19 protein-coding genes, 1 tRNA gene, 1 pseudogene and 1 riboswitch are annotated in these 21,048 nt (G+C 43.2%); of the genes and pseudogenes, 7 read left to right on the top strand and 14 right to left on the bottom strand.

Going from position 1 to position 21,048, the window contains the following annotated elements:
- Positions 1-42: 42 nt before the first annotated feature.
- The 4 genes and pseudogenes from GFC28_RS18825 to GFC28_RS08430 all read right to left on the bottom strand — a co-directional run.
- A pseudogene (locus GFC28_RS18825) lies at positions 43-261 on the bottom strand (type I restriction enzyme endonuclease domain-containing protein); the annotation flags it as partial.
- A gap of 167 nt (positions 262-428) precedes the next feature.
- Positions 429-1,109 carry a hypothetical protein gene (locus tag GFC28_RS08420; protein WP_042412333.1) on the bottom strand — a complete coding sequence of 227 codons (681 nt, stop codon included), beginning with the start codon at positions 1,107-1,109 and terminating at the stop codon, positions 429-431.
- Positions 1,110-1,386: 277 nt separating this feature from the next.
- Entirely contained in the window at positions 1,387-2,352 is a 966-nt protein-coding gene (locus GFC28_RS08425) for a hypothetical protein (protein WP_052510073.1), read from the bottom strand.
- A gap of 39 nt (positions 2,353-2,391) precedes the next feature.
- Positions 2,392-2,652 (bottom strand): hypothetical protein, encoded by a 261-nt coding sequence (locus GFC28_RS08430; RefSeq protein ID WP_042412337.1) that lies wholly within the window; start codon positions 2,650-2,652, stop codon positions 2,392-2,394.
- A 205-nt stretch (positions 2,653-2,857) separates the two neighbouring features.
- Between GFC28_RS08430 and GFC28_RS08435 the strand changes: the two genes are divergently transcribed.
- Positions 2,858-3,958, top strand: a complete 1,101-nt coding sequence (locus GFC28_RS08435; RefSeq protein ID WP_042412340.1) for a tyrosine-type recombinase/integrase — start codon at positions 2,858-2,860, stop codon at positions 3,956-3,958.
- 117 nt (positions 3,959-4,075) lie between these two features.
- Here GFC28_RS08435 and GFC28_RS08440 read toward each other — a convergent pair.
- Positions 4,076-4,148: transfer RNA gene (locus GFC28_RS08440), tRNA-Val, on the bottom strand.
- Between the two features lie 219 nt (positions 4,149-4,367).
- Between GFC28_RS08440 and GFC28_RS08445 the strand changes: the two genes are divergently transcribed.
- Complete coding sequence (locus GFC28_RS08445; RefSeq protein WP_044744196.1) at positions 4,368-4,904, top strand: HD domain-containing protein; 537 nt, start codon at positions 4,368-4,370, stop codon at positions 4,902-4,904.
- Between the two features lie 137 nt (positions 4,905-5,041).
- Here GFC28_RS08445 and GFC28_RS08450 read toward each other — a convergent pair whose 3' ends face one another.
- The gene (locus GFC28_RS08450; RefSeq protein ID WP_044744195.1) at positions 5,042-6,097 is read right to left on the bottom strand and encodes a polysaccharide pyruvyl transferase family protein; all 1,056 of its coding nucleotides are present in this window, start codon (positions 6,095-6,097) and stop codon (positions 5,042-5,044) included.
- Between the two features lie 324 nt (positions 6,098-6,421).
- Here GFC28_RS08450 and GFC28_RS08455 point away from each other — a divergent pair, with 324 nt between their 5' ends.
- The gene (locus tag GFC28_RS08455; protein WP_044744194.1) at positions 6,422-7,324 is read left to right on the top strand and encodes a LysR family transcriptional regulator; all 903 of its coding nucleotides are present in this window, start codon (positions 6,422-6,424) and stop codon (positions 7,322-7,324) included.
- A 100-nt stretch (positions 7,325-7,424) separates the two neighbouring features.
- Here the strand turns inward: GFC28_RS08455 and GFC28_RS08460 are convergent, their stop codons facing one another.
- The 6 genes from GFC28_RS08460 to GFC28_RS08490 form a co-directional block, all read right to left on the bottom strand.
- On the bottom strand, positions 7,425-8,432 hold the full coding sequence (locus tag GFC28_RS08460; protein ID WP_044744202.1) for a YeiH family protein: 1,008 nt from the start codon (positions 8,430-8,432) through the stop codon (positions 7,425-7,427).
- Between the two features lie 332 nt (positions 8,433-8,764).
- Positions 8,765-9,946, bottom strand: a complete 1,182-nt coding sequence (metC, locus tag GFC28_RS08465) for a cystathionine beta-lyase (RefSeq protein ID WP_044744192.1) — start codon at positions 9,944-9,946, stop codon at positions 8,765-8,767.
- 4 nt (positions 9,947-9,950) lie between these two features.
- Positions 9,951-11,054, bottom strand: a complete 1,104-nt coding sequence (locus tag GFC28_RS08470) for a methionine biosynthesis PLP-dependent protein (protein WP_044744191.1) — start codon at positions 11,052-11,054, stop codon at positions 9,951-9,953.
- A gap of 79 nt (positions 11,055-11,133) precedes the next feature.
- Positions 11,134-11,241: riboswitch (SAM riboswitch) on the bottom strand.
- A gap of 71 nt (positions 11,242-11,312) precedes the next feature.
- Positions 11,313-12,089, bottom strand: a complete 777-nt coding sequence (locus GFC28_RS08475; RefSeq protein ID WP_044744190.1) for a 3-hydroxybutyrate dehydrogenase — start codon at positions 12,087-12,089, stop codon at positions 11,313-11,315.
- 17 nt (positions 12,090-12,106) lie between these two features.
- The gene (locus GFC28_RS08480; protein WP_044744189.1) at positions 12,107-13,426 is read right to left on the bottom strand and encodes a GntP family permease; all 1,320 of its coding nucleotides are present in this window, start codon (positions 13,424-13,426) and stop codon (positions 12,107-12,109) included.
- A gap of 453 nt (positions 13,427-13,879) precedes the next feature.
- Positions 13,880-15,232, bottom strand: a complete 1,353-nt coding sequence (locus tag GFC28_RS08490; protein WP_082063703.1) for a sigma-54 interaction domain-containing protein — start codon at positions 15,230-15,232, stop codon at positions 13,880-13,882.
- Positions 15,233-15,582: 350 nt separating this feature from the next.
- Here GFC28_RS08490 and GFC28_RS08495 point away from each other — a divergent pair, with 350 nt between their 5' ends.
- The 3 genes from GFC28_RS08495 to GFC28_RS08505 all read left to right on the top strand — a co-directional run bounded on the left by GFC28_RS08495 (position 15,583) and on the right by GFC28_RS08505 (position 17,337).
- On the top strand, positions 15,583-16,311 hold the full coding sequence (locus GFC28_RS08495; protein WP_044744186.1) for an alpha/beta hydrolase: 729 nt from the start codon (positions 15,583-15,585) through the stop codon (positions 16,309-16,311).
- Between the two features lie 74 nt (positions 16,312-16,385).
- Positions 16,386-16,904 carry a YjcG family protein gene (locus GFC28_RS08500; RefSeq protein WP_044744185.1) on the top strand — a complete coding sequence of 173 codons (519 nt, stop codon included), beginning with the start codon at positions 16,386-16,388 and terminating at the stop codon, positions 16,902-16,904.
- 1 nt (position 16,905) lies between these two features.
- The gene (locus GFC28_RS08505) at positions 16,906-17,337 is read left to right on the top strand and encodes a GNAT family N-acetyltransferase (RefSeq protein WP_044744184.1); all 432 of its coding nucleotides are present in this window, start codon (positions 16,906-16,908) and stop codon (positions 17,335-17,337) included.
- Positions 17,338-17,544: 207 nt separating this feature from the next.
- Here the strand turns inward: GFC28_RS08505 and GFC28_RS08510 are convergent, their stop codons facing one another.
- Both GFC28_RS08510 and GFC28_RS08515 read right to left on the bottom strand, forming a co-directional pair.
- Positions 17,545-18,456: an MBL fold metallo-hydrolase gene (locus GFC28_RS08510; protein WP_044744183.1), complete on the bottom strand. Its 912-nt coding sequence runs from the start codon at positions 18,454-18,456 to the stop codon at positions 17,545-17,547.
- 14 nt (positions 18,457-18,470) lie between these two features.
- Positions 18,471-18,713: a hypothetical protein gene (locus GFC28_RS08515; protein ID WP_044744182.1), complete on the bottom strand. Its 243-nt coding sequence runs from the start codon at positions 18,711-18,713 to the stop codon at positions 18,471-18,473.
- Positions 18,714-18,832: 119 nt separating this feature from the next.
- On the opposite strand from GFC28_RS08515, the gene GFC28_RS08520 reads away from it, so the two are divergent.
- Positions 18,833-21,040 (top strand): UvrD-helicase domain-containing protein, encoded by a 2,208-nt coding sequence (locus GFC28_RS08520; RefSeq protein ID WP_044744181.1) that lies wholly within the window; start codon positions 18,833-18,835, stop codon positions 21,038-21,040.
- Positions 21,041-21,048: the final 8 nt, after the last annotated feature.

The following is a 21,048-nucleotide window of genomic DNA, read 5'->3' on the forward strand; positions in this document are numbered from 1 at the left end:
TACAAAAACAGATGCCCCTATAAGAGACATCTGTTCTAGTTGTTACGCATTCACTGACCAGTCTTTATATTGCTGTTCGGCTTGTTCCATGAGTTTGTTTGTTAAGAATTGTAATTGCTGCGCCGTAATTTTCTCTTTCATGAGTACTTGCTTGACGGCTAATTTCACTTTAGCGTAGACATCTCGACGGTGAGGACTCGTCCAGTCTACGGCTAATTGTTTCTTTAATGCTTTGACAACCTTATGGATTAAATTAGAAACCTAAAAATAAAATGGATACATTTCTTTCCAAAACAAGAGTGGCTCTAAGAGATAGACCCTCTTGTTTTTCTTTTAAGTGTTTTAATTTTTTAGCATCTAGAACAAAATCAGTCCTCCGTATCACTATTATTTGTGATATGGTTCGCTAAATTTAGTAAGTATAAATATTATTTTGATAAAAACGGATCATTTTCAAAATTTCCGGTTACTAAATTGCGTAATTCCATTAAGTTATCGGCAAAAGTAAATTTTTCTTTATTTTTTGATACAGATACCGAGTGTTGTTCAGCGTAATACACTGTTTCTAAATAATAACCTCCATTTTTTTCATCTTCTAAAACGAAATCATTTTCCATTAAATAGTTTAAATGTTGACTATTTAACCATAAATAATCATGTATTGTAATGTCACTATATTCACTCAAATCCATTTTATAACCTTCTATTTTACCGTAAAAGTAACAATTCCAATCAGTCCACTCCACTGGGTCATAAAAATATGAATTATATGTTTTTACACCACTTACATAATATAAAATTAGTACTGAATCACTTTTTTTAATTAGATTATTAAAGTCCTCTTTCTTAATATAGAAACGTACTACCGTTTCTTTATTTGGATTCTCTGACGGAGGTAAGATCACTCTGCTTTTTACTTGAATATAAAAATCTTTTTGAGGCTCTTCTTCCTTATACGTTTGTATCATTTTATTTGTAACGTGAATATCAAAACCAAAATCAATTGGTAATTTGTATGCCTCAAAACCAAGTAAAAAAAACTTACTAATTACTTGATATTCAATACCCATCCCCAGATAATACCTATATTTTTCTGTGTTAAACCCCATATAATATCACCTGATTAATATATTTTCGGCATTATTATACTTCATTCGAAAGCGTAATAATTATATTTTGGTCTAAAATATCTATGTTAAGTACAGATTGATTTTCCGACACATGCAAACCGTTTCGATCATTCTTTCAGTCGACTCAAACATTTTGATTATGTCGATTTTTCAGTGTGAACTTATATAGATGTCTGCTTTAATTATAAAATATTTGTTTTTGGTAATAAACGGTAATAGAATCAATTTTATTGCAGTTGTTTTCTCTTTGAAAAACTTATTCTTCTTCAAAGTTTAAAAGGTATGTGTCATCGATTATATAAGGTAGTGGCTTTTTTATCTCACTAGCAGATTTACCGTCAGAATATAAATTAACTACAATAATGTAAATTTCTTTGTCCCCTAATTTTACTGATTTTATTGGGCTATCGTCATTTTTTTCGAAAGATAAATCTCTTTTATCCAGATTATATATTAAAAGATAACCCGTAGGCTTACCGTAATCTATTGCATAACGGTATGCTTGTACCAATCCTTTTCTGATGTATGCCTTATCATAACCTTTTTCTAAATTAAATAGTTTCACCTCTAGAACCATTGGATCATTGGTTTCAATTAAACCAACTAAATCAGAACGTCCGCTAGGTGAATGTGGTGTTGAAAATGGATAATCAATTCCTTGGTTATGCAAATACTCCTGTAAGTCTAAGGTTAAATTTTCTTCACCGCGTTTTGTATCACTTTCATAAATAGAGAAAAGTCTATCTTTATGAAACCATTCAGTACGGTGCTTATACCTTAATAATAAGTATAAAATTGTACTACCATCTTCAATTTGTTCACAGATATATTCATATAAAGGTTTGAAATATTGTTGTGCAATCACGCGACAACGATCATCAATACTTCTGCTTGGTGTGATATTTAAGAAAAGGGTGTCTAAAACACTTAACTTATTTTCTGAAAAAAGTTTCATTAACGAGTAACATAAAGCAATTTTTTGAATATAGTCGTTCGGATACTCTATAAAGCGTCTATGTCTTCTTTCGTCACCTTTTAAATAGGATTCAATGTCAAAATTTAGTTTTTCTATCTCATGAATAATGGCACTAAGTAAAGAATTGGATTTTATAAAATCTAGAAAAATCTTAATTTCTGAATAGAAATTTTCTTCCCGTGCATATAACACACTATTGGCTCTATTACTCAATTTGAATTTTATATTTTCTAAAACTGGATTCATCTTATTTTTCACCCCACTGAACTATCCTTTGTGATATTGTTACCAGTCATTTTGTCTTATTCTCTTATCCATCAATATTGCAAACAAATAGGACGGAGCCTGCAAGTGCTGTACAGGTACAGTATTTTCTAATGGTACATATTTCAGCGCTTCTTTAAAGGTGTTTTTTGATATTGAGCGATTAGTTCTGCTCAACTCAATAGTATTTCCCTTAACTTTGTACGTAAACTCTCCTCCACGGATTTGCTTAAAAACTTGCCCTTCACATCCCTTGATTCGTTCCCATACGGTTTCAATCATCCTATCCCCCCTACTAACAAAAAGTTTAAAAATATGTTGAGTTCATACTTTAATTATAACCTAATACCCAATTTCAGGAAATTTCAAACAAAAATATGAGCGTTCCATATACTCTCTGAGAATGCCAATGGTTGATAAAAAGTCCCCTCCATACCTCTACCTTTTTCTGCTAAAATAATTCTATACGCTTTAAGGGGGTTTTGTTATGCCAGTGTATAAAGATCACTCCATAAAGAAAAGAGAAAGTTGGTATTATGAATTTGTTTATAAGAAAAAAAGATACAAAAAAAGAGGTTTTGCTAGAAGAACTGATGCAGAAGCAGCGGAGAGACAGAAAAGATACGAATTGCAGCAAGGAATATCCATTCAAGAGTCAAAAATTACTGTAAAAGACTACTTTAAAGAGTGGTTGAGCAGAAGGCATAATCTTTCTCAAAATACGAAAAAACTTTATAAAACCTTTCTTAACAATCATTTAAATTTTTTTGAAAATGTACAACTAAACGATGTTACTCCTTTAATGGTTCAACGATTTATTGATAGCCTTCATCAGAGATATTCCAGCGGTTATGTAAAAAGAATTTACAGCATACTACGGAAAGGATTAAATGATGCTGTTAATTTGGAATTGATTCGACGAAATGTCGCCGATCAGATTGAAAAACCGCGTGAACAGAGAGAAAAACCAATTGAGGTATTTACAGTTGAAGAATTAAAAGAATTTATTAAGATAGCGGAAAAGACAACTCGCTATGCCATTGCCTTTAAAATTCTGGCTCATACCGGAATGCGGCGCGGAGAATTACTCGCTTTAACGTGGGACGATATTGATTTTGAAAGAAAAACAATCAGAATAAATAAAACACTTCTTAAACATCAACGAACGATTCAACACTCTACAAAAACGAAGCAATCTACAAGAGTCATTGCTATTAGCAACTATCTTGTGGAGGAATTGAAAAAACATAAACAAATACAAGAAATTGAAAAAGCAGAGAACGAAAACTATGAGGACAACAACTTAGTTATTTGCACAGTAAACGGAACAAGTGTGTATGTAGATAACTTAACACGGGCATTCCGAAATACTTATAAAAAGATGAAATTAGAAAAGGATATTACATTGCACTCATTAAGGCATACACATGCAACTTTGCTGTTACAACAAAATGTTCATATGAAGGTCGTTTCGGAACGGTTAGGACATGCGAGTATCAAAATGACAATGGATACTTACTCTCATTTGCTTCCAAGCATACAAGAAACAGCAGCCGAAAAATTCGAGCAATTGTTTGAGGAGGAATAAAGTTTTAAATCAATCACTCCAAAAATCACACCAAGTCACCAAAAACACCAAAAATAACGAATGACAACAGAAATAAAAAATCCCTTGAAGCCTTGTGGCTCAAGGGATTTCGCTCGATGATTCCGACTGGGCTCGAACCAGCGACCTCCACCCTGTCAAGGTAGCGCTCTCCCAGCTGAGCTACGGAATCGTATGTTGTTGCAGTGCTCTATCGAACACATATCTTATTATATAAACGCGCATGGGGTTTGTCAAATATTTTTTTAAAAAAATGGATAGGGCATTTTGGTGGAGTGGTTGTGTGAGGTTTTTTGACATGCTTTCGCATCAATCCGTGATATCTTCCCATTGCCGTTATTTTGTGGGATGTGTTATGATAGGAAGAAATATTTCGGACGGAGGGAAGCTTATGAGATACGTCACGTTAACAGACGTGTTTGTCCATCCGGTTGCGCAAAAGTATTTGAAGCGGTCTGGCATCGCTCATGCGATTGCTACGGCGTATCATGCGTATCGCCTCGCTATTCAGCATGGCGTCAACGCTGACTTGGCGACGAAGGCCGGGCTGCTGCACGATATGGGCCACTATGAGTGGTACTCCAACGGAACATGGGATTACGAACAATATAAACAAAACGATATACATGCGATCAAAGGTGCCGAGCGTGCCCATAAACTGCTCATTCGCTTGGGCGAGCATCCGCAAAATGCCAAGGAGATCGCTTTGGCGATTCTACTGCATACCGATTCTTATTTGCCTGAAGGCGAATTTAAACGCAAACCGCTGCAGACCATTATCAAGCTGGCGGATGAGGCGGATGAAGAACCAGGCGGCAAGCACCATTACCGGCAAATCGATGATGCGCTCGCATTGAAAAAAATTAAGCAGCTTGATGAACTTGTCAATCGCCAGCTGCAAAAGGAACGTCTTGATGATATCATCTAATAGGATTTTTTATTCGGAATCTGCCTAAACAGCCTTTCCCCGCTCCGGCGCAAGGAAAGGCTGTTTGTGTTTGCTGCCCTTTTCAACAAGCCGGCACAGCCATCGAACCGCGAGTGATTTTGTTTTTTCACTCGGATTCAGAAAAACAGCTCCTTTTGAAAAGGCTCCATAAGCAGCGGCCGGTAAAAGCTTCTGTAATCGCTATACTGATGGACGATGTGCTGACGGTTTCGGTTCACTAGCTCCAGCTTTTGCAAAAGCTCCTCTTCCAATTCTACCGCATCGGTCGATACGACATATCGCTCCAAACCGAGCGAAGCGGCACAATCAAATACTTTAAAGCGATAACCGAGCAGCACCGGCGGCACGCTGGCAGCCAATGAAAGCAAATTGGCATGCAACTTTAAATTAATCGTGGCCGAAAAACGGGATAAAAGCCGAATCAGCTGTTTTTCTGAATAGAGCTTTTGATCCCAAACAACGCGGTACGGGCAGCTGATTTTATCATAAAGCCGCTTGCACGCTGCCCGATCATTGTCCCAAACAGCGTAAATATAAATATGATATCCTTGCCTCATCAGCTTTTTTGCTACTTTGGCTAAAGCATTTTCAACCATTTCTTCATTTTGGCCGAATAGTCGATTATAAGTGGTTCCCCAATTAATGCCAATGATTTTTTCGTCGTTTCGTTTTTGGCGAGGGCGTTTCGTTTTCAATAGCAGAGCCGGATCGCTGACGGTATAGATATGGTCATGATCGGCAGCTAACGCTTCAAGCAGTTTTTGGCTCAGCGGTCCGCGAATCCCGGCAAAAGCAGCTGCGGCCATCGCATGCTTAAGCACAAATGAATCTTGCGAAGAAAAATATTTTGTAAGATCGGGCAGCTCGTTGGCGAGCAAAAGATCGACATCTCGCTTGTCAATTCCATCGATTCCGCTTCCCCACACTAACACCTTTTTTTCCATCTGCGTCGCTTGTTGTAAAATTTGCATATATTCAGGCTTTATCAGCGATCCCCCGCCCAGCACAACCACATCATAAGGAGCGATCTGTTCGGCGCACACGAGCGGCAGAGAAAAAGCGATTTTTTCATATTGGCCGTATTTCTTGCTAAAACGCTGAAACAAGCGCCATGACAATTCGTCTCCTAAATTTCGAAAGCCTACCCATCCCAAATACAACACCTTCGTCATAGCAACACTCCTTATAGCGACAGCCTTGACCGATCCGCTTTTCTATTCGTTTCTTTGTAAATGTATATTCCAACCAGCTTTATCGACAGTCTCCCTTTTCGTGAAACAACCGCTTTTTTTATCTTCTTTTTGCGGGTGATGGCATCGATTCATCAGCTAAGGAGGAAATTATAGGCATGAAGGACAAAAACGGATTTTCTCCATGTATAGCATATTAAGGAGGATTTCTAGTGGTGAACCTTCCAGGGAAAGTAAGCGGATGATAAACAAGCCAAATCATGATAAGATGAAGCATAAAGCGGGATACGGATAGGAGGAACTCAAGTGGACCCATTATTGCAGGTGTTTGTCAAAGTCGCTGAAAAACAAAATTTCACTCGCGCTGCGGAGGAGCTGCACATGACACAGCCAGCAGTAAGCCAGCACATTCAGGCATTAGAGCGCCTCGCAGGAACAAAGCTGATCGAGCGAAAAAATAGGTATGTAAAGCTGAATAAAGCGGGACAGATTGTCTATCATCATGCTAAAGAAATATTGGGGCTTTATACCCGCATGAACCATTTGCTTGATGACTTAATGAACCGGGCGAGCGGCACGCTCGCGATCGGTGCCAGCTACACTTACGGCGAATATATTCTTCCCCATCTGATAGCACAATTGCGTGCACAATATCCGGACATTCAACCGACCATCACTATTGGCAATTCTCATGAAATCACGGAATTAGTAAGCAATCATCAATTAGATATCGGCATTATCGAAATGGAGATTGAACCGAAAGATGTCTATATCGAGCCATTTGCCGAGGACGAAATGTTCATCATCGCCTCCGCCCATCATCCGTGCGCTCAAAAGCAAACGGCGACAATGGAGGAGCTTTGCCGCGAGACATGGATCATTCGCGAAAAAGGATCAGGCACGCGCAAAGCAACCGATCAGCTATTTGCAAAATCCTACTGTTATCCACGCCAGCTCATGGAGTTTGGCAGTACCCAGTTAATCAAAGAAGCGGTAGAAGCAGGGTTGGGAATTACCTTTCTTTCACAATGGACGGTGAGAAAGGAATTGGCGCTTGGTTCTTTGCGGCAAATCCATATAGATGATGCACCTTTTGTGCGCCAATTCTCCTTTATTACGCAAAAGACGCCGTTTTACACAAAAGCGATGGAAGTGTTTATCGATATTTTGCGGGAGCAGGGCGCAACCAAAAGCTTTTTGGGCGGGTGATCAGAAGGACATCCCGCCCATTCCTTCGAACGAAAAAATATGGAGCGGCTGCTTGCCAATCCGCTCCGCTATAAGCTCCATCCTCTGAACTATATATGGGCTAAACGACAAAAAAAGAGAGGAAGGATAGCAAAATCGATGTGATACATATTGCAACCAACGGGCGCAACGCTTTTGTCCGCAGATCGCGAAGGCTGACATTTAAGCCGAGGCCTACCATCGCCGCTGTCAGCATAAAAGAAGTCAAAGAAGAGAGGCTGTTCAAAAGCGGCTTCGGGATAGAAACGACGCTGCCAAATAAGCTCAACAGCATAAAACCGAGTAAAAACCAAGGAAATTCGATTTTCTTTTCCTTCGTGTCAGCGTTCTTCTTTTTTCGCTTCATCCAATACATACATAACAAGCTGAGCGGTAGAAGCAATAGAACCCTCCCCAGCTTCGCCAGCAATGCAAAAGCTAATGCATCCTGTCCGGCCGCCGCACCGGCTAGCGCCACATGCGCCATTTCGTGCAAGCTGATTCCGCACCAAATTCCGTAATGCTTATGAGAAACGGGCAGAAATGGCTGAATGAATGTATAAGCCAATGAAAAAACCGTCCCAACCAGCGCAATGATTCCTACCGATATCGCCGTATCTTCTTCCTTCGCCTCTACAATCGGAGCCACAGCGGCAATCGCAGCGGCCCCGCACACCCCTGTTCCAATTCCAAGCAACAGCGATAAAGAAGCGTTCGCTTTGACGATTTTGCCGAGTGACATCATCATCCAAATGGAAAAAACGATGACGGCCGCATCGCGAAGAAGAAGCCCTAAACCTTGATGAATGACAACAGCCATATTCAGCTTGAAGCCAAACAAAATGATCGCCATCCTTAATAAGTGTTTGGCGGCAAATTGAATTCCAGACCGAAGCGCTTCCGGATAGCCAAAAAAGTGACGATACATAACGGCCAGCACAATCGCACAGGCGAGCGGCCCTAAATGCTCCAAGCCGGGAATGGATGCGAACGCAAAGCCGAGCGCCGCAAACAAAAAAGAAAAGGCAACTCCTCCTATCCATCTCCAAGCCAAACGGCGATCCGAAGACGGTTGCTTGAAAACAGCCATGATGTCGTTTTTCATTGATGCTTCACCTCTTTTTATAATGGATCGTCCAGATCGCTGACCAATGGTCCTCTTCAGCATATCCCGGTTTCTTTCATAAGTGAAATAATAATTTTCAATAAATACCATAAGTAAATTTTATAACAATCGTCATCTGCGCTTGTCTCCGGTCGGGACAACGATGGGTCGTCTGCCGAATAATAAAAAATAGACCTTCCTTCATGCAACAGCACATGTTTAGAAAGGTCTATTTTCCACAGGCGGTGGTCCATATTCAATTGAAAGAGGCTATCTTCTAGCATGCTCTTATCCTAAGAAAAAGCGGACGTTGGCTTTTAGAATGATGGAGCCAAGCTTTCTTTCGCGCTGACATAGGACAATCCTCGTTCAAAGTCGGCAATCAAGTCTTCTGCGGCCTCCAATCCGACACTTAAACGCAGCAAGCCATCTGTAATTCCTCTTTGTTCTCTTTCCTCTTTTGGCATCGCCGCATGCGACATTTTAGCCGGATACGATAAGATCGATTCGACCGCTCCTAAGCTGACGGCAAACACCGGAATTTGGACATGCTTGACAAACGTACGGACGGCCGCTTCATCTGCTAAGCGAAACGAAAGCACCGCGCCAAATCCCTCTGCTTGGTACCGTTGTACCGAATGTCCCGGATGATAAGAAAGTCCTGGATAGTACACTTCCTCTACCTTTGGGTGCTTCGCTAAAAACGAAGCGATTTTCAGCGCCGATTGGCTTGATTGCTGTAAACGGACGTGAAGGGTTTTTAAGCCGCGCAGAACGAGCCAAGCATCTTGCACTCCCAATATGGCGCCAAAGGCATTTTGCAGCTTATACAGCCGCTCGGCCAGCCCGCGATCTTTGACAACCGCTAACCCGGCCACCACATCGCTATGTCCTGATAAAAATTTTGTCGCGCTATGCAACACAACATCGACGCCGAGCTCAAGCGGCCGCTGCAATGCCGGAGTCATAAACGTATTGTCTAAAAAGGTTAAACAACCGTTCGCTTTTGCCAGCTTCACAATGCCGCGAATATCCGTAATTTTTAATAGCGGGTTGGAAGGGGTTTCTACATAAATCACTTTTGTATTTGGCCGGATGTGGGAAGCGACTGCATGCAAATCCGTCATATCGACAAACGTGTACTCGATGCCAAAACGGCTTAATACTTCGGTAATCATTCGGTACGTTCCGCCGTATACATCTTCGGTCACGAGCACATGATCCCCTTTGGAAAGCAACAAAAACGCGGTCGAAATCGCCGCCATTCCCGAAGAGAAGGCAAAGCCGCGGATTCCTCCTTCCAGCTCCGCTATCGTCTCTTCAAGCGCCTCGCGCGTCGGATTTCCAGATCGGCTATAATCATACTTTCCAAACACATCAAAATCCGCTTGATGGAACGTCGAAGCGTGCTGAATGGGCACGCTGACCGCTCCTGTCTGCTCATCCACTTTCCATTTGTTATGCAATAAGTTGGTTTGAAATGAAAATGATTTTTCCATTGCGCTACACCTCTTTCATATTTTCCAAGGCCTGCGACAAATCAGCGATTAAATCCTCCACATGCTCAATGCCTACAGAAAAGCGCAATAAGCGGTTGCATACCCCATTGGCAATCCGAATCTCTTCAGGGATATCGGCATGCGTTTGCGTCGCCGGGTATGTAATAAAACTTTCAACTCCTCCTAAGCTTTCAGCGAATGTAATGACGTTTAAGCTTTGCAAAAAGCGGTTGACCCACCGCTCTTCACGCAGGCGAAAGGACAGCATGCCTCCTCTTCTTGGATACAGCACATCCGTGACCGCTTCGTGTGATGCCAAAAATTCGCTGATTCTCCGCGCATTTTCTTCATGTTGCCTCATTCGCAGCGCCAGTGTTTTCATGCCGCGAATCAACAGCCATGAATCAAATGGCGACAGGACCGCGCCGATTGCGTTGTGATACTCGGCCAGCCGTTGACAAAGAGGCTCACCCTTTGCGACGACGAGACCAGCGAGCACATCATTATGACCTCCTAAATATTTTGTTGCGCTATGGATGACGAGATCCGCTCCGTGGCGAATCGGCTGCTGGATCACAGGCGTATAAAACGTATTATCCACAATCAAAAGCAGCCCGTGGCGTTTGGCCAGTTTCGCCACCTCGTCGATGTCTGTCTCCTGCATAAGCGGGTTTGTCGGCGTTTCTAAAAAAATCGCCTTTGTGTTTTTCGAAATCGATTTCTCCACTAATTGTATGTCGCGAAAGTCAACATAATGAAACGCTAAGCCGTACTTTCTCCAGCCTCTTTCAAATAGCCGATACGTTCCTCCATATAAATCGGCAGACACTAAAAATTCATCACCGCTTTCAAACAGGGAAAGCACCGTCTGAATCGCCGCCATTCCCGAACTGAATGCATACCCTTGATCTCCTCCCTCCAGTTTAGCAATGGCTTCTTCTACAATTTTGCGCGTCGGGTTTCCGGTACGGATGTAATCAAATCCTGTTGATTGACCAATTCCCTCATGGCGATAAGCGGTGGAAAAATAGACAGGCGGATTGACGGTTCCTGTCAGCTTCTCGCTTCTGTTGCCAATCTGCGCCAGTAAGGTTTCTACTTTTTCCATCCTTTTTTCTCCTTCCTTTCCTCCAATAAAAAAAGCCTTCTTTAAGAAGAAGACTTTTACAGATCAACAAAAGCGCTTCTTCTTATCTTTCGAATTGAAACCAATTCGCTGGATTTAGCACCTGACCGATATCGGCTGGTTGCTGAAGCTTCACTGGGCCAGTTCCCTCCGCTTCTCTTGATAAGAATGAACGACGATATGGAATTTTCTGATTTTCTATCAATTTACATGATTTTCTGATAATTTGCAAGCTTTTTTTTACTGCGCGGTATATCCTCCATCGATCACAACGGCCTGCCCGGTAATTCCCTTTGCTTTTTCGCTTGCTAAAAAGAGCGCATAATCGGCCACTTCTTTCGTTGACAGCAGGCGCTGCTGCGGCACAAGCGGATAAATGACTTCCTCTAATACATGCTCAAGCGGCACGCGGCGTGTTGCGGCCAAATCGGCCAGCTGGTTGCGTACAAGCGGCGTATCGACATATCCCGGGCATAAAGCGTTCACTGTAATACCATGAGCGGCTCCTTCTAGAGCAGCTACTTTGGTTAGGCCAATGACCCCATGTTTCGCGCTATTATACGCCGCTTTGCCGGCAAAGCCGACCAAACCGTTAATCGAGGCCATATTGATAATCCGGCCATAACGCTGCTGCTTCATGATGGGAAATACATGCTTTATCGCCAAAAACGGCGCAATAAGCATGACGCGAATCAGTTTTTCAAACGATTCGGAAGGAAATTCTTCAATCGGCGCCACATGCTGCAGCCCAGCGTTATTCACTAAAATGTCAATCCGGCCATAACGAGAAACAGTTTGAGCCAACATTTGTTTGATTTCCTCTTCTTTTGTTACATCACACTTCAGTCCCCATGCATCCCAGCCTTGTGCACATAACGATTCGGCTGCTTTTTGGACAGCCCTTTCATTGATATCACTAAGAACGACTTTCGTGCCATGCTCAGCAAAGCATTTGGCGATTTCAAAGCCGATTCCTTGCGCCGCTCCTGTTATGAACAATACTTGATCGTCTACCATTTTTCATTCCTCCTCGTTCATATCCCTAGTCCTAATGAGAAAAGAATAATCGCAAGAATCGTCCCAAGAGCAGGTACAATAACCGTTAAAGCCCCAACCGCGCCATATGCCTCGCGGTGCGTTTCACCGCAAATCGCTCGAATCGTTGTCACGACATAGCCATTATGCGGCAAAGAATCCAAAGCTCCTGACGAAATCGCGACCACCCGATGCAGCGCTTCAGGATGGACTCCCATATCCAAATAATGCGGAGCGAGCAACGGAAGAGCAATAGCCTGACCTCCTGATGACGAGCCGGTTAGGCCAGCGATGACACTGACAGCAATAGCGCTGCCAATTAATGGACTGCCTGGAATACTGGTAATCGCGTGCACGGCATCCGTAAACGCTGGAACGGCTTTCGCCACACCGCCAAAACCGACGACGGCCGCCGTATTTCCAAGCGCGATCAATGCGCCTAAAGTTCCCTCAGAAACAGCCCCGCTAAAGTTTTGGAAATAGCGGCGATTGAGAGCATATACCGCAATGACTCCGCCAAGAAGCGCCACGATTAATGCCGATTGCTGCAACGAATGATGGAAAACAAAAGCAATTACCAACACGACAAGAAGCGGAATAAACCCCAAAATAGGAGGCGGCAATTCCCTTGTACCGTCCAGTGGATCTCCCTCTCTTGCTACAAATTTCTCTCCTTTTGCAACCGCTTTCATCACCATGCGCTTTAACCACCAATACCCGAAAATCGCCATGAAAATGGAGACAATGATGCTAACTTCCCAACCTGCATACGGCGATGTTTTTAAATACTCAATGGGAATCCAGTTTTGAATTTCCGGCGAACCAGCTGATGTCATCGAAAACGTCACGGACCCAAACGCTAATGCCCCCGGAATAAAACGCCGCGGCAAATTCGCTTGTTTAAATAAACTGACAGCCATCGGATAAACGGAAAACGCTACGACAAATAGGCTGACACCGCCGTATGTCAGTACGGCGCAGGCAATTACAACCGCCAAAACCGTTCGCTTCATGCCAAGCTTTGCGACAATCCATTGTGCTACACTTTCTGCCGCTCCGCTATCCTCCATGACTTTTCCAAAAATGGCGCCAAGTAAAAACATTAAATACCACGATTGAATAAAGCTGGAAAATCCTGCCATATAATTTCCGACAAAGCTGGCCTCCCCCTCGCCAACCTGCTGCGGGAAAAGGGCCAATCCGCCCAGCACCGCCACTAAAAGGGCGCATAACGGCGCGGCAATAAATAAATTCATCCCTCTCATGGTCAAATAAATTAATAAAGCCAATCCCCCAATGAGACCGATCATACTCCACATTTCCTCAGCACCCCCTATGTTTGTCTCCAACACAACAGCGGTCAACGACTTACAGTTTCACGCAGAAAAAGGTAAAAGCGATGCGTTTCCTCATTGACATTTCGGCACCAATTGACCTCGCCTTCTTTTCTCCCCTCCTTTTTAGAGTGATTCATTTGTTTTTTATTGCAAAAAATATGCCAATAAAAAGGAATGAAACGAAAACCGTTTGATTGTCCTCCTGTCCTTTCCATTCCGTTCCTCTGGAAGCTCTTTCATCAGCATTTGAATCACGGCAATTAGAAAAGCGCCCGCCGAGGAGGCTATGGCCGCCGCAGTGCGGGACGGAGCGACTGAGCCGATGGCGCTTGCAGTTAAACAGCACCTTACTTGAAAAGGACAAGATATACATCCCAATATGACGAAAAGATTCCGCTTTCCCGGAATGATTTCCGAAAAAGTGGAATCTTTACATTATGATAAACCGTATTTTTTGATTTTTTCATACATGGCTGATTTGCTGATGCCCAGTTCTTTCGCGGCTTTTTGTTTATCACGGCCGCAGCGCTGCAGGCTTTGTTGAATCGCTGCTTTTTCTGTTTCCTCCAGCAGTTCTTTTAGTGTTTTTCCTTTCATTTGATAAGATGAATTCGCTTTCAAATATTCCGGAAGGGCATCCACTGTAATCGTTTCGCCATTGGCAAAATGAACCGCCACCTCCATGACATTTTCTAATTCACGAATATTCCCCGGCCACACATGCTGTCGCAGCAGCTTCATGACCTCTGCGCTGATTGCATTCACTCTTTTCCCTGATCGCTTGGCGATTTTTTTCATAAAATGATAAGCGAGCATTTCGATATCCCCTGGCCGTTCGCGCAGGGGCGGAATCACAAATGGAATCACATTAATTCGATAATAAAGATCTTCGCGAAATCGTTTTTCCTCTACCATTTTTTCTAATGGGCGATTGGTAGCGGCAATGATTCGGACATCGACAGATACCGTCTTTATCGAGCCGATCGGCTCCATTTCTTTTTCCTGCAGCACACGCAGCAGCTTGACTTGCATATGCAATGGCAAATCGCCAATTTCGTCAAGAAAAATGGTGCCGCCGTCAGCGAGCTGAAATTTGCCTTTCTTTCCGCCCTTTTTGGCGCCTGTGAAGGCTCCTTCCTCATAACCAAATAACTCGGATTCCAATAAATGCTCGGGAATGGCGCCGCAATTGACTTTAACAAACGGTTTTTGGCTTCTGCTGCTGAGCTGATGGATGCTGTGAGCGAACAATTCTTTGCCGGTGCCGCTTTCCCCGCGGATGAGCACAGAAATATCGCTATCAGCAATTCGTTTGACTTTTTCCTTTAATTCTTCCATTTGCTTTGAACACGATATTAAATCCGTCAGCGTATATTTCGCTCCATTGTTTTCCGTCCATTCTTGAAAATAGGTTTGCAGCTGCAACAATAAACTTTTAATATGGCTATTCATCCGCTTCCATTCATTTGTATCTCGAAAAATGACCGTACCCACCGCGCCAATAACCCTTCCGTCCACCACGATGGGAATGCGGTTCGCAATCATATAATTTCCCTTAATGTAGTGCAAATCAGCGATCTCTTCTTTCCCTGTCTTGACTACAATATGCATTCGCGTATTTTCAATGACCTCTGTCACATGCTTTCCGATTACCTCTTCTTGTTTCCTCTCCAAAAATTCACAATAATTTTTATTCATATAAATAATGTTCCCTTTCTCATCTACCACAACAATCCATTCATAAGCGTTATTAATGACCGCCTCTAAAATTTGATGCTGAAAAATCACATTCTCCACCTGTCGCTCCCCCTTCCGTCCCCATAAAACCGCTTTTGTAATCATAAGTTTGACAAAGACAGCCAAACACCTTCTCGATCGCTCTCACTTGACGTATTCACACTCAAATGAGCAGGTAAGCGATCCACATAATCGATGGAACTGTCAGTATCCTGTTGTTCGAGCGCATTTTTTGGGGGACAAAAGCCGGAGCAACGCCGCTTTCAGACCATTCGATTGCTGAATTCCCTATCGATCCCATTGTGAAGCGGCCACTATATAAATGCTTGAGCATGACATACTTTGTCGAAAATATGTTACAATATTGATGAACCTTTATTTTATGATGGAGGATGCAAGCAATGATGATACAAAAAGGAGTAGTCAATGAACAAACGATTTACAGCCGGGAACTCGATGAGGAAGTAAAACTGTTGATTTATGTGCCAAGCACCTTTTCTCCACTTTATAAATATTCTCTTTTAATCGCCCAAGATGGAAAAGATTATTTCATGTTTGGAAAAGTCGGGCGCGTGATTGAGAAACTGATGGAGGAACAAAAAATTGACCGTACGATCGTCGTCGGCATTCCATATAAAGATGTCCATGACCGCTACGAAAAATATCATCCAAACGGCAAACAGCATGCCGCTTATCTGAAATTTTTAACGACGGAGCTTGTGCCTTATTTAGATCAAGAGTTTCCTACCTATCAAATGGGAATGGGCCGCGCCTTAATCGGCGATTCCTTAGGTGGAACCGTTTCGCTGCTAGCTGGTCTTACATATCCGCATACGTTTGGAAAAATCGCGATGCAATCACCGTACATCAATGAAGCGATCATCAAGAAAATGGAGCATTTTTCTGATCCGCATCTGCTTCATGTCTATCACTCCATCGGCAGCGAGGAAACAGCGGTAAAAACGACAAACGGCAACATTGAAGATTTTGTGACACCGAATCGGCAGGCACATGATCTTTTTGTCCGAAAAGGTTTTTCTTATCAATACGAGGAATTTGCAGGCGATCATGCGTGGACGTATTGGCAGCCTGATCTTCCGAAAGCGCTTGAACATATTCTCTCTCTTTAGCGCAATGTTACACTATAATATTTTTCAAAATTTTGTTATAATTAAATAATACCGCAATATAGGGAGGGATTGAGTTGAAATACGGGATTGCTCTTTTTCCATCAAAACAGATACAGGATTTTGCGAATTCATACCGAAAACGCTATGATAGCCATTACGCACTCATTCCGCCGCATATCACGCTGAAAAACGTATTCGAAGCGGACGACATTCAAGCGCAAACGATTATTAAAACGCTTCGCCAAATTGCTGCGGAAACCGATGTAATTCCGTTAAAAATTACAAAATTCAGCTCGTTTTATCCGGTGAACAACGTCATTTATTTAAAAGTGGAGCCAAACGAGACGCTTCAGGAGCTTTATAAAAAATTGCACAGCGGTGTTCTTACAGACCAATCTGATTATACGTTTGTCCCGCATATTACGATTGGCCGCAATTTATCGGACGCTGAGTATTTTGATGTATTTGGGCGGCTTAAAATGCAAACGGTGCATTTTGAAGAAACAGCCGATCGCTTCCATTTGCTTTATCAGCTGGAGGATGGCGCTTGGACTGTGTATGAAACCTTCCTGCTTGGAAAGGACCGAGAATAGCATGGAAGTGGCATTCGGCAGAAAAGACGATCAAGAGCTGTACAGCGACGCTCTTTTTGTGCGGAGAAAAGTATTTATTGAGGAGCAGGGCGTTCCTGAAGAAGAAGAAATCGATTTTTTTGAAGAAGACTCCGTGCATTTCGTTCTTTACGCACAAAACCAGCCGGTGGGAGCGGGAAGGCTCCGCATGATCGGGGATGGCATCGGCAAAATGGAGCGCATTTGCATTTTGCCCCATTATCGCAACAAAGGAGCCGGTCGCCTGATTATGGAGCGCATCGAGAAATTTGCCAGAGAAAGCGGTTTACGGCAGGCGAAATTGAATGCGCAAACACACGCTGAACCTTTTTATCAAAAGCTCGGCTATGAAACCGTTTCCGGCGTGTTTATGGATGCAGGCATTCCGCATGTGACGATGATAAAAACACTCTAGGACCGTATATCATACGGTCCTTCAAACTGCGTCAGTCCGCTTATGAACGCTTTCATTCGCTTCTCGTCTTCGCTCGTCTACGTTCCTTGTCTGCCAATCATTTTCAAGCGAGTCCGATGTGAAACCATCACCATCAATAAAGGATATAAAAATGGTTGTAGACAACGTCAACATGGACGTTGTCTACAACCATTGGGACCGTAATCATCATACGGTCCTTTTTTCATAAGGCGCAATCCACAATGCATGCCGCTGAATGGAAAGCACAGCTTTTTCATCCTTGACCAGCTTTAACAAGTAGCCGGTTATAGCGGTGCGATATAGCACCCATGAAGAAAGGCGGCTTGTCTCGATCTCCCAGCGCGTACACATTTCGCGAACCAATTGTTCATGGCTCAATCCGTCTGGCGCGTTTTTGATCACATCCTCCATGCTTTCGAGTACGCGCTGATGCCAAGCGATATTCTGGCGAATTAGCTCCTCAGCATCTTCTTCATAGGCCCCATGCCCAGGAACGGCGCGCTTTACAGGCCATTCAAGCAAACATTTAAGGGTTTGCAGCGTTTGATCGGCATCCACAAGATAAGGGATTTTATGCTTTTGTAATGTTTCTCGTCCAAAAAAGGCATCGCCCGCATACAGCACATCGTGAATCTGATAGCCCAGCTGATAATAGCTATGTCCTGGCAAAGCGATGCTGTTGATTTGGATGCCTTGAATGTCCCATACTCCTTCGCTCACTACCTCATCAATCCGGATCGCTTCTCCTTCCAAAAACTTATTTCGCATATCCAGCGTCGGCCAATTTCCTTGAAACAAATAGATCGGTTCAAGCACTGGATTGCGCAAAATCGCTTCTTCTAAAACAGGAGCCATCGTATAAATGTTTCGCTTGTTTTGCAAATACGCTGCTCCTCCGTAATGATCCGCATGAGCATGAGTGATAAGAAGGTGAGTAAGCGGCAGACGTTCCTGATCCAATTGATTCAATACCTTTCTCATCGCTCCTTGATCAAGCCCCGCATCAATCAAAATTCCTACCTCTCCATCGCAAACATAGCCAATGTTCACAGCTCCTTGAAAATAATAGCAATGATGGTTAATACGAATCAGCTTCATGAAACTCCTCCAGCTTAAATGGATTGATTCAACCGTTGTCCTTTACCTGTCAGCTCTGCTTCAAACCGAGCAGCGGCTGTTTGTTTTTCTTTGTCGGGACGCCTAGATCGAGAACGCTGATAAGTAGCCGCGTTGTTTTGCTCCGCTATTCGGCTACATGCTGTAATCGGAAATGCCGCCGGCACCCCCGAATGCGTTCGTCCAGGTCGATTCGCATAATTAAAAAAGGAATCATATGGAAACCCCACTGTATACATATTGGATTCCTCCTTTTTATTTAAATTCGCTCCTTCACAAACAAATCCTTTTTTTCTCATCTTATGTTTTGTTAAGATAAACATTGACGTTCGCAAAAGACAAAAAGGAGCTTTCGATAATGGATAAAGCAGTTTATAAAGGAAAAACGCTGCGGCTTGCGTCACTGCCCAGAGAAAAATATGAAGCGTTATATGAGGCCGCCTTGCGCGGACAGATTACCTGTACGATATGCGGCGATCCAGTTCAACTATATTTAGGCATTCAACAACAGCCACATTTTTACCATGAGGAGAGACACGTTTGCTCCCCTTCCTCTGCAATCAAACCATTCGAACATCCAGAATGGCGAAAACCGCTCGCTTATCAGGCTGCGTCACCTTTTTTGAAAACCCAACCAATCCCAAGCGAGCAGCAGGCGCCGGCCATTGCATCGCTTTCTTTAGACGCCTCCCAGCTGCAAGCGGTGCAAACAATTGAAGGACCGCTGCTTGTATTAGCGGGAGCCGGGAGCGGAAAAACACGTGTACTAACAGCACGAACAGCTTATATGATCGGGGAGCGAAACATCCCTCCTTCTGCGATCATGCTTGTAACATTTACGGCAAAAGCAGCAAATGAAATGAAAGCGCGGCTTCTTACATATCAAAATATGAATCAAGCAATCTTATCCCGGCTTGTAGCTGGCACATTTCACAGCATTTTTTACCGCATGCTTGTCCATTTCCATCCACAGCGCTGGCATTCGAGCCGTCTGCTAAAATGGGAATGGCAGAAGGAACAAATGATAAAAGAAGCGGGACGCGAGCTTGATTTAGATGAACGCGAATTTGCCTATGATCAAGCGCTACAACAAATCTCTTATTGGAAAAACACACTTGCCACTGTGGAACGTGTTCGAAGCAGCGGCCAATGGGAAGAGCGAGTTCTTTATTTGTATAAACGCTACGAGGAGATGAAGCGGGAACGAGGATTATTCGACTTCGATGATATGCTGTTAGGGTGCTACGAAATGCTAACGGAGCAGCCTTCTTTGCTTGCGCGCTACCAGGATCGGTTTCGCTATTTCTTAATCGATGAATTTCAAGATATTAACCGCGTGCAATACGACATTATCAATATGCTATGTGCTCATACGAGAAATCTTTGCGCCGTCGGCGACGATGACCAAGCGATTTATTCATTTCGCGGTTCTGATCCCTCGTTCATTTTAGAATTTGATCGTCACTATCCTGAAGCGAAAGTCGTTGCCCTTACTGAAAATTATCGTTCATCCCATCATATCGTAGAAGTCGCCAACACTGTCATTTCGCGAAATCGCTTCCGACGCAGCAAACAAATGAGGGCGCAATTTGCCGATGATGAACCCGTGCTTTTCTTTTTTCCGTATGATGAAGAAGAAGAGGCGACAATGGTAGTGGAGGATATTACAGAACGGCTTCAGCATGGAGCTAAACCTAGCGATTTTGCCATCCTCTATCGTACTCATACCACATCGCGTGCGCTTTTTGAACGTCTCGTGCAGGCCAAACTTCCTTTTGTTGTGGAGCAGGACGGCGAATCTTTTTATCAACGCCGCTTTGTTCGTTATTTACTTGCTTATTTGCGGCTTAGTCTGGATCCCAATCACGAAGAAGCCATCAACGATCTGCTTGTGTCTCTCTTTTTAAAGCAGTCGCTTCTTCAAGAAATAAAGGCCGTAAGCATTCTTGAAGATTGTTCGCTTTTGAAGGCTTTAACAAGCTTATCGTCGATTTATCCATTTCAAAGAAAAAAATTAAAAAACATTTTTCCTTTCTTCAAAAGCTTAGCGAAGTTGAAGCCAATTGAGGCGATTGAGATGATTGAGACGGAAATGGGATTTTCAGAGTTTCTTAAAAAACGAGGAAATGAAGGCAATGTGATTGAAAAGGGGAGCGATGATATTCGGGATGTAAAGGTAGTAGCCAAAAAGTTTAAAACCGTTCCCGCGTTTCTCAAACATGTGGACACGATGATGGAAGCTGCCAGACAGCTGTCCAAGCAAAAGACAGCCCCAAACGCCATTCAGCTCTCGACGATTCATCGGGCCAAAGGATTGGAATATCCGTATGTATACGTGTTGGGAGCAGTGGAAGGAAGTATTCCACATGACTATGCCATGGAAGCAAATCGCAATGGAGACCCGCTTCCCTTAGAAGAAGAGCGACGTCTCCTATACGTTGCGATTACAAGAGCGAAACGTTCACTTCATCTATCTGTTCCAGCACATAGACGAATGAAAACCGCTCAGCCATCACGCTTTTTAAAAGAATTGGTTCGGCAAACGACCGAGGGAGCTCCCGTATAGAGACTCCC

The sequence above is a fragment of the Anoxybacillus sp. B2M1 genome (genome assembly GCF_001634265.1).
Classification (GTDB): Bacteria; Bacillota; Bacilli; order Bacillales; family Anoxybacillaceae; genus Anoxybacteroides; species Anoxybacteroides rupiense.

Coding starts and splice junctions, on each gene's coding strand:
- GFC28_RS08510 (WP_044744183.1), bottom strand. CDS start 18,456: ATGAAGCTGATTCGTATTAACCATCATTGCTATTATTTTCAAGGAGCT.
- GFC28_RS08505 (WP_044744184.1), top strand. CDS start 16,906: ATGGAAGTGGCATTCGGCAGAAAAGACGATCAAGAGCTGTACAGCGAC.
- GFC28_RS08420 (WP_042412333.1), bottom strand. CDS start 1,109: ATGGGGTTTAACACAGAAAAATATAGGTATTATCTGGGGATGGGTATT.
- GFC28_RS08495 (WP_044744186.1), top strand. CDS start 15,583: ATGATGATACAAAAAGGAGTAGTCAATGAACAAACGATTTACAGCCGG.
- GFC28_RS08470 (WP_044744191.1), bottom strand. CDS start 11,054: ATGGAAAAAGTAGAAACCTTACTGGCGCAGATTGGCAACAGAAGCGAG.
- GFC28_RS08435 (WP_042412340.1), top strand. CDS start 2,858: ATGCCAGTGTATAAAGATCACTCCATAAAGAAAAGAGAAAGTTGGTAT.
- GFC28_RS08430 (WP_042412337.1), bottom strand. CDS start 2,652: ATGATTGAAACCGTATGGGAACGAATCAAGGGATGTGAAGGGCAAGTT.
- GFC28_RS08450 (WP_044744195.1), bottom strand. CDS start 6,097: ATGACGAAGGTGTTGTATTTGGGATGGGTAGGCTTTCGAAATTTAGGA.
- GFC28_RS08460 (WP_044744202.1), bottom strand. CDS start 8,432: ATGGCTGTTTTCAAGCAACCGTCTTCGGATCGCCGTTTGGCTTGGAGA.
- metC (WP_044744192.1), bottom strand. CDS start 9,946: ATGGAAAAATCATTTTCATTTCAAACCAACTTATTGCATAACAAATGG.
- GFC28_RS08480 (WP_044744189.1), bottom strand. CDS start 13,426: ATGTGGAGTATGATCGGTCTCATTGGGGGATTGGCTTTATTAATTTAT.
- GFC28_RS08475 (WP_044744190.1), bottom strand. CDS start 12,089: ATGGTAGACGATCAAGTATTGTTCATAACAGGAGCGGCGCAAGGAATC.
- GFC28_RS08445 (WP_044744196.1), top strand. CDS start 4,368: ATGAGATACGTCACGTTAACAGACGTGTTTGTCCATCCGGTTGCGCAA.
- GFC28_RS08515 (WP_044744182.1), bottom strand. CDS start 18,713: ATGTATACAGTGGGGTTTCCATATGATTCCTTTTTTAATTATGCGAAT.
- GFC28_RS08520 (WP_044744181.1), top strand. CDS start 18,833: ATGGATAAAGCAGTTTATAAAGGAAAAACGCTGCGGCTTGCGTCACTG.
- GFC28_RS08425 (WP_052510073.1), bottom strand. CDS start 2,352: ATGAATCCAGTTTTAGAAAATATAAAATTCAAATTGAGTAATAGAGCC.